Origin of the sequence: Halalkalibacter alkaliphilus (genome assembly GCF_023555415.1) — a bacterium.
In the GTDB taxonomy this organism is placed as follows: domain Bacteria; phylum Bacillota; class Bacilli; order Bacillales; family Bacillaceae_D; genus Halalkalibacter; species Halalkalibacter alkaliphilus.
Genome location: NZ_JAKRYL010000005.1, coordinates 221,589 through 228,629 on the forward strand (window position 1 = coordinate 221,589; position 7,041 = coordinate 228,629).

Sequence of the window (7,041 nt, forward strand, 5' to 3'; positions counted from 1 at the left end):
TCTCTGATCCTTTACGCAGATTTATTAACAGATTGACGAACACTCCGTCTATTTAATCTAAATATTCCAAAAACATAAGCTAAAACTAATATCAGCGCTGATATAGCCAGGAAACCAATTCCAACAATTAACGAGCTGTATGCCACAATTAATGTTGGGATGAGTGCTGTAATCAGCCCTCCTCCAAGAAACGGGCTAAAAAATGGTGCCCTTAATGCATAAGCAGCTGCTGCATCCGTTTTCATATCCGGGTCTACCGTTCTAAGGAGCATAAGTCCAACAGCAATAACTCCTGTCAACGTTCCAAGATTGACAATGGAATGCTCAAACCAATCCTTTTCAAACATTCGAGGTCCCACATAAAAGAAGTACCAAACTAATACGAGAATACTCGTTGCTGTTAGAATAAGAAGCGGCACAGCATATTCAATAACAACAGGTATACTAATTGATGCAACAGCACCTACGATTAAAAACTCAAGGGCAAGACCTTGGATTCTTTGTAATGTATGTCGATCAATCAACTCAAAATATTTCGTTTTCGATAGAATAATATTAACAATTAGACCACCTATCATTGCCATTGGGAACAATGGAAGACCTGGAATAATAGGTGATAACAACCCTTGAAGCACCCATCCTAGCAAAATAGCAATCGAGATAATTGCAGCATGAAACCCAAAGCTCTCAACTACATTGGAATTAACAGAAGAATAAGAGCTTGCTACTTTTTCAGATGTATCTGCTTGCTTAGCTGTCTTTAATTGGGATTGATCCTTAATAACCGAAGTGTAGCCTTTCTTCACCCCGATATTAATAATGATCATCCCTCCGAATATCCCTATTAAAAGTCCTAGAGTAGCAGATGTTAAGGCAATGGATGACCCATCTCCCCACCCAAGTGTTGTAAATACTTCAGACATTCCACCAGCTGTCCCATGGCCGCCAGCCCATCCAATCTCAATGACCGTACCAAATAGCTGATTAACACCAAAAAGAGGAATCAAAATCAAACCAGCAATAATTAACGGAATTCCAATCTGTAATGTTGCTCCGAGATAACTATACATCACTTGTGGTACTGCAAACTTACTCGCTTCCTTCGAATTACCTAAAGTCATACCAATAAGCATTGGTGCAAAGACAATTGTAATTAAAACGCCTGCTAAACTTCCCCATGTCGCAACCATTTCCGCCGGTAAAACATTCAAACTATAAGGCCCTAATAAAAGTCCGATAAACCCAGCAATCAAAGAAGCAGGAATAAAATACTTCTTAAAGATTCCCACCTTCAATCGCAGCAACGTTCCTACAAACAAAATCAAACCCAAGACACTCAGATAGAAAATCAACGAGTTCAAAGCTCCAGAATCTACAGGACTATTCGGAAACAAACAAACCACCCCCATTTGAAGTTTTTAATTCCTCTTTTAAAAAAATGTTGTTTTTACTTCATAGTTTGATTATAAGGAAGCCTATATTAAGTGTCAATATTTTTTGAAAATTTAAAAATAAAAAAATAAAAGCGCTTACTATTATTAATTCGATCCCTTTCCAAACATAAAAAAACTATTATGCAGTAATTTCACTGCATAATAGTTTCGATAAAACACCTATTAACATGCTTCGTCAGCCTTAGGGTCCTGAAAGCCCTTGAAGAAAGCTATGTCATATCACCTTCTTTACCCCAACAACCAAACCTCACCCAAACCAAACCCTCACTTGAACAAGATCCTGAACCGACCCATCCTTCGCACTCCTCGTATACACTTGTAATACCCCTCCATTAGTCGTTGGCACTCTATCAAATGGAATACTATCCCGGAAGCGTCCATAAGAAGGTGCTCCATAATCTGCAGTTGTGAACGTTTCTTCTGTAACAACAACTTCATTATCATCAACCACCCGATACAGGACATTCGCTTCAAAGGCTCGTGCATATCCGGAAATAAGCTGATTATCGCGGATAACAGACCCTGGGAATGGCTGCGTAACTACGATGTTCTGTGACATCGGAAGAGGAATGATAAGTCTCATCCCTGCATAAAGTACATCTGGTGAGAACGTAAGCCGCCCGGTATTTGCCTCGATAATAGTCTGGATTGATATCCCTAATCTTTCTGAGACCAAGGCGAGGGAATCTCCAGTTTCCACTTCATAAATTACCGCAGGCACTTGAATTTGTTGATAAAGAAAAATGAAGTTTGGATTTTGTATCGTGATATTGATCCCAACTAATAGCTCTGGATCACTAGTAAAACGCTGTGAAATCGCTCCAATTGTATCGCCTTGTTGAATGACGTAAAGAGTTGCCGTTTCATTTGAAATCGCCTTTGGGATCACGAGTACCTGATTAGGATAGATCACATATGGATCTACAAAAGGGGGATACAAAGCATTGGCCCGAGCAATTGCCTCCACTGTACTTTCATATTGAACAGAAAGGTGGTAAACGGTATCACCAGGTTGAACCGTATGAATAATATGAGTTCCGAACATAATGGTCATGATTCCCTCTCCTTTTCGGTATGCTCCTTATAACTATGATAGGGAGCGGAGAGTATATTCCTTGAGTGACAGAGGGACAGGCTCCCTCGTCCCTTTCGATATTACCGGATACAAATCGATTACTTGAAACGATTTTATTTATATAAGTAAATAGAGCAAAAGCGAATATGCTTTTGCTCTACATTATAGCTACTTTGTTCCAATCCTACTTATTCATTATAAGTCGCCTTTCAAGAAAGGATCCATAACTCTGATGGTGATAACCGCTACAACTGCGCCACACGCTCTCTCTTCTTCTTTCTCGGCATATCCGGCATCTCATTCACCGAAACAACGTCATCATTTCTCTTCTCTGGCTTCTTCCAATACTGTTCATTGCCAGGCAAATCATCAAACCACGCTGCATCATCAGGACAGTCAAGAACCATAAACTTCCCGTACTCGTCATCACGTGACTGATGATATTTCAAGTAAGCTTTTCCATCTTCAATCGCTAAAATTTCAATCTTTCCACTCGTATGACTCATCGAAAGCCGTACTCGTTTCCCTAATCCTGAAGTCTTCGCTTTTGCCTTTTCAACAATGTCATAAAGCTCTTTCAATGTAAGAACGAAATCATTATTCCCAGCAACTGGACGATTCACGAAGAAATAGTAAGGTGTAACACCAGCCCATGACAATTTATCCAGCAGTTCTGCTAACACTTCTGGATCATCATTAATTCCTTTTAAAACTGGTGTCTGATTGACAACAATTGCACCAGCATCATGAAGAGCTTGGAACCCTCTTTTGGCTTCTTCTGTAATTTCAACAGGATGATTAATATGTGCCATTACATAAATCCGTTTTTCTGGGGTTGAGTACTCACGAATTAATTTGAGCAACTCCTCATCTTCATAAATTCGCATAGGGTTAAAAACAGGCATTTTCGAGCCTAAGCGAATAATTTTCACATGATCAATCGCACGCAGACGCTCAATAATCATTCTAAGTTTCTTCGTAGCTAAAATGAGAGAGTCCCCACCCGTTAATAGAACATTATTAATTTCTGGGTGCTCTTCAATGTATTTCAAACCAGGCTCGACATCACTCATCGCTTCCTTGACATCGTTTCGGAACAAACGCTTTCGGAAGCAATAACGACAATAAGCCCCACACACTTCTGACACAATCAGCAAAGCTGTTGTCGCATATTTATGTTGGCAGCCAGGGACGGAATAATTCGTATCCTCATCCGATGCATCCCAACGACCATATTCCTCTAGTTCCCCTTCATTTGGAATCACTAGCTTACGAATTGGATCGTTTGGATTGCTCCAGTCAATTAAACTTAAATAATAATCGTTTACACGAAACACGTACTTTTCTGTAATCTTCTTTAGTTTTGCCTTTTCCTCTTCTGGTATCTCTTTAATTTTATCAAGATTCATATAATATTTTGGTTGTGCCATAGTACCCTCCTCTGAATAAATCAACGTATGTAGATTCTTACTTCAAGCATTAAGCAACCCGCTTTAGTAGATTCTTAGGTGAGATATTCTGTTGAGCATGCTCACAAAGTAAATAAATCCATATATTACCCATTTAATCGTAACATATGCCTGTGCCTCCGGCTAATAAGGAAATCGTCCACTTCAGGATACAAGCACCCCTTATCGCCACTACGCTCACCTTACAGTCTCCTATCTCCGATTTCCTAGCCGGGACAGGGGGACAGGTCCCTTGTCCCGATTTATATCGCCCGGCGATACGATATAAAAGAACCTATAAGGCTTCATTTCTTACATTGCGATATATCGGATACCATTTCATTAGCCCCGTGTTGTTACACAAGATCTTTAACTATATTAATCTAGGGACTTGTTCGTATCGGGTATCGCTATGTGAAGTTTACGGCTTTTGTCCTCAATAACTAACGCATTGGTGCCCTGCACGAGATATGTTATATTCCTCGGGAAATACAAGGTACGACAAATTTCCACACACATAAAAAAGGTGAAAGCAGGTAGTTTTTCACTATCCACTCTCACTTTGTTTTATCGGTTCCATTTTCATGAGCAAAACTATACTGCATTCGTAGACTAACTAACTCGAATGTCCACTTCTCCCTGTTTGGGAACTGATACCTATGATTTTCGAAATAAAGAGAAAATCCAATCCCACTTGTCCTTATTAGGCTTTTGTATCACTTCTTCTAAACGTTTATTAAACTCGTTTTGTGTACGCCACTCTTTTTTCTGTTCTTCCCGTAAGTTTTGTAACTGTTGTTGTAAGAATTCACTTTTTTGTTTTTCTTGTTGCAGCAATGTTTCGTAATGAATCTTTTGTTGTTCCGTTAATTTTTCAATTTTAGTATGAGTTTTTTGAGCTGAATTTCCAATCGTGGAACTGATCACATGATGATCTTGCTGGAGGCGTGAAACCGTTGTTTTAAGCTGAGACATACTTTCTGTCAATTCAGCATTCATTTCACGTGTAGCTGCAAGTTCATTGGATAAAAACAGTAAGATCTCTTTTAACTGATTGGGATCTCGAGGTAAGTTGTCATATGTATCGGGTATCGCTATGTCAGTTTGTTTGAATCCTTCTAATCTTTCTTGTTGTTGATACACTAGATCTTTAGCTGTATCGTCTAGGGGCTTGTCCGTATCGCGTAACGCTATAAGCGATTCAATATCGGATTGAACAAAGATACGCCGGTCGCCATCTTTCAAAAACTCATATCCATTCCGCTCTAAAATTTGGCCATACTTTCGAACGGTGGGGGTTGCTATCCCTGCTTCCTCTGCTACTTCCTTTGTAGAGAAAGATCGTTCATTCGGTTGTATATCATGTCGCATATCGAACCTCCTTTCTATTAAATATGAAGGTTCTTTGGTAAATTTGCAAGGTTATATCGCCCTGCGATACGCGCAAAAAAACGAGGTAAAAAGTCCCTGTCTTCCTAGAATTTTATATGTATCGGATAGCTCAAACTCTGGACCATCTTTCATTTTTTTGTTGTACAAATATTTTATTGTAATGGTTCAGGGCTTGTCCGTATCGCGTAGCGCTATAAGCGTTTCACAATCGGTTTACAAGGCTACAATATACACTTATCCCTTCTTATCTTGATACTTAAAAAAGGCTGTCTCAAAAGCCGGTAACAGAGGTGGCAATGGCTCCGTTCGCTACGCACCATGAGTGTTTAACCCGCTACATCCTCTCAAGGCTTTAGAAGATGTAGCGGCTCCTCACATTGCTTTTGGGATGTCCCAAAAGGTCAAAAGCAGACCTTTTTGGGACATCCCCTTAACTACCTTCTTCAATTCTATACTGAGCTTTCGATAAATGTACAACATCTTCGTTCGGATCATTTCCTTCGTACTGTACAGCCGTAACTTCGTACTCTGCAGGTTCCAGCATCCAGTCATATAGATCCAATAGAGACTGCACCATTTCGCCGCCTTGTGCAGCCTCAACAAACATCTCATTTATATAAAAGAACACTTCTTTGTCTCCATCAAAGTTTTCAATTATGTATCCAATCTGAGTAACCATTGTATCATCTGGCACAAACAGAAACGGTACGTTACCTTGAGATGAGTCCCCACTTGCAGTCTGAATAATTAATACTCCTTCACCTGTTTCACTATCATCTTCTGGATATGGATATTCACCTGTTAGGTCGTCCGTTCCCTCAACAAGTGGCTCTTGTCCAATTGGCTCTTCCTCGATCACCTCTTCAGGTTCAACCTCTTCAACAGGTTCTTGTCCACCACAAGCAGTTAGAAAAGCAACTAGAAAAACTAGCCATAAAAAATGCTTTCGCCTTTTCATTTTGGCACCCCCTTTCTAGGTTTCAAACAAGTCATACCTATTAAAAGTAAAAGGTATTCCTCGTTTTATTATTTAAAAATATCGAACTAACTATGCTTTCTAAGCTCATTTTGATTTAGCTGCTTTTAAGCCTACTTAAACTGCTTTGCGAGACTCTTTTCTGTCCAAACGATTATTGAGCATCACTAGTATAAGGAGAGTTGCTGTGGGGAGAGGTTGCTCCTTCAGGCGCTCTTCTGACAGGCGGATTCATCACATTATCGTTCGTATGTTAACCTGTTTGGCAACGTCCTGGCTCGCTATTTCTCTTCTACGGGGATGATTATTGGGCAATGAAGTTCTTTCGTCGACATTTCTTACGTCGTGTTACGAAGAGAAAGGGTTCGTCTCACAGGAGGACATGGAGTTTTTTCAAAGAAGCATAATCATATTCGAGGAAGATGCTGTTGCTCCGGGCGCACTACTGATATTCAGCGTATGTCCGTTTCTCCTATTTCCATGCGGAGCGTGCACTGCCTGGCAACGTCCTGGCTCACCCTTTCTCTTCTACGGGGATGGTTACTCATGGAGTTGTTCTAAGAAGTAACTCACGTTGTGTTATGAAGAGAAAGGGTTCGTCTCACAGGGGGACATGGTGTTTTTTCAGAGAAGTATAATCATGTAGTAACCATCGGCCTACTCGAAGAAGATGTTGCTCCTTCGGACCAAAATCTT

General features: G+C 40.2%; 5 protein-coding genes. All 5 read right to left on the reverse strand.

The features are described 5' to 3' along the window. Positions 1-11 precede the first annotated feature (11 nt). A complete protein-coding gene (locus MF646_RS06995) occupies positions 12-1,394 on the reverse strand; it encodes a sodium/glutamate symporter (RefSeq protein ID WP_250095775.1) in 1,383 nt (460 codons plus the stop codon). A gap of 307 nt (positions 1,395-1,701) precedes the next feature. After that, positions 1,702-2,508 carry a LysM peptidoglycan-binding domain-containing protein gene (locus tag MF646_RS07000; RefSeq protein WP_250095776.1) on the reverse strand — a complete coding sequence of 269 codons (807 nt, stop codon included), beginning with the start codon at positions 2,506-2,508 and terminating at the stop codon, positions 1,702-1,704. A gap of 266 nt (positions 2,509-2,774) precedes the next feature. Next, positions 2,775-3,959, reverse strand: coding sequence for a KamA family radical SAM protein (locus MF646_RS07005; RefSeq protein ID WP_250095777.1), 1,185 nt, complete (start codon positions 3,957-3,959; stop codon positions 2,775-2,777). 675 nt (positions 3,960-4,634) lie between these two features. After that, positions 4,635-5,348, reverse strand: a complete 714-nt coding sequence (locus MF646_RS07010) for a hypothetical protein (protein ID WP_250095778.1) — start codon at positions 5,346-5,348, stop codon at positions 4,635-4,637. A 451-nt stretch (positions 5,349-5,799) separates the two neighbouring features. Beyond that, positions 5,800-6,327, reverse strand: coding sequence for a hypothetical protein (locus tag MF646_RS07015; RefSeq protein ID WP_250095779.1), 528 nt, complete (start codon positions 6,325-6,327; stop codon positions 5,800-5,802). Between the last annotated feature and the right edge of the window lie 714 nt (positions 6,328-7,041).

Coding starts and splice junctions, on each gene's coding strand:
- MF646_RS07000 (WP_250095776.1), bottom strand. CDS start 2,508: ATGACCATTATGTTCGGAACTCATATTATTCATACGGTTCAACCTGGT.
- MF646_RS07005 (WP_250095777.1), bottom strand. CDS start 3,959: ATGGCACAACCAAAATATTATATGAATCTTGATAAAATTAAAGAGATA.
- MF646_RS07010 (WP_250095778.1), bottom strand. CDS start 5,348: ATGCGACATGATATACAACCGAATGAACGATCTTTCTCTACAAAGGAA.
- MF646_RS07015 (WP_250095779.1), bottom strand. CDS start 6,327: ATGAAAAGGCGAAAGCATTTTTTATGGCTAGTTTTTCTAGTTGCTTTT.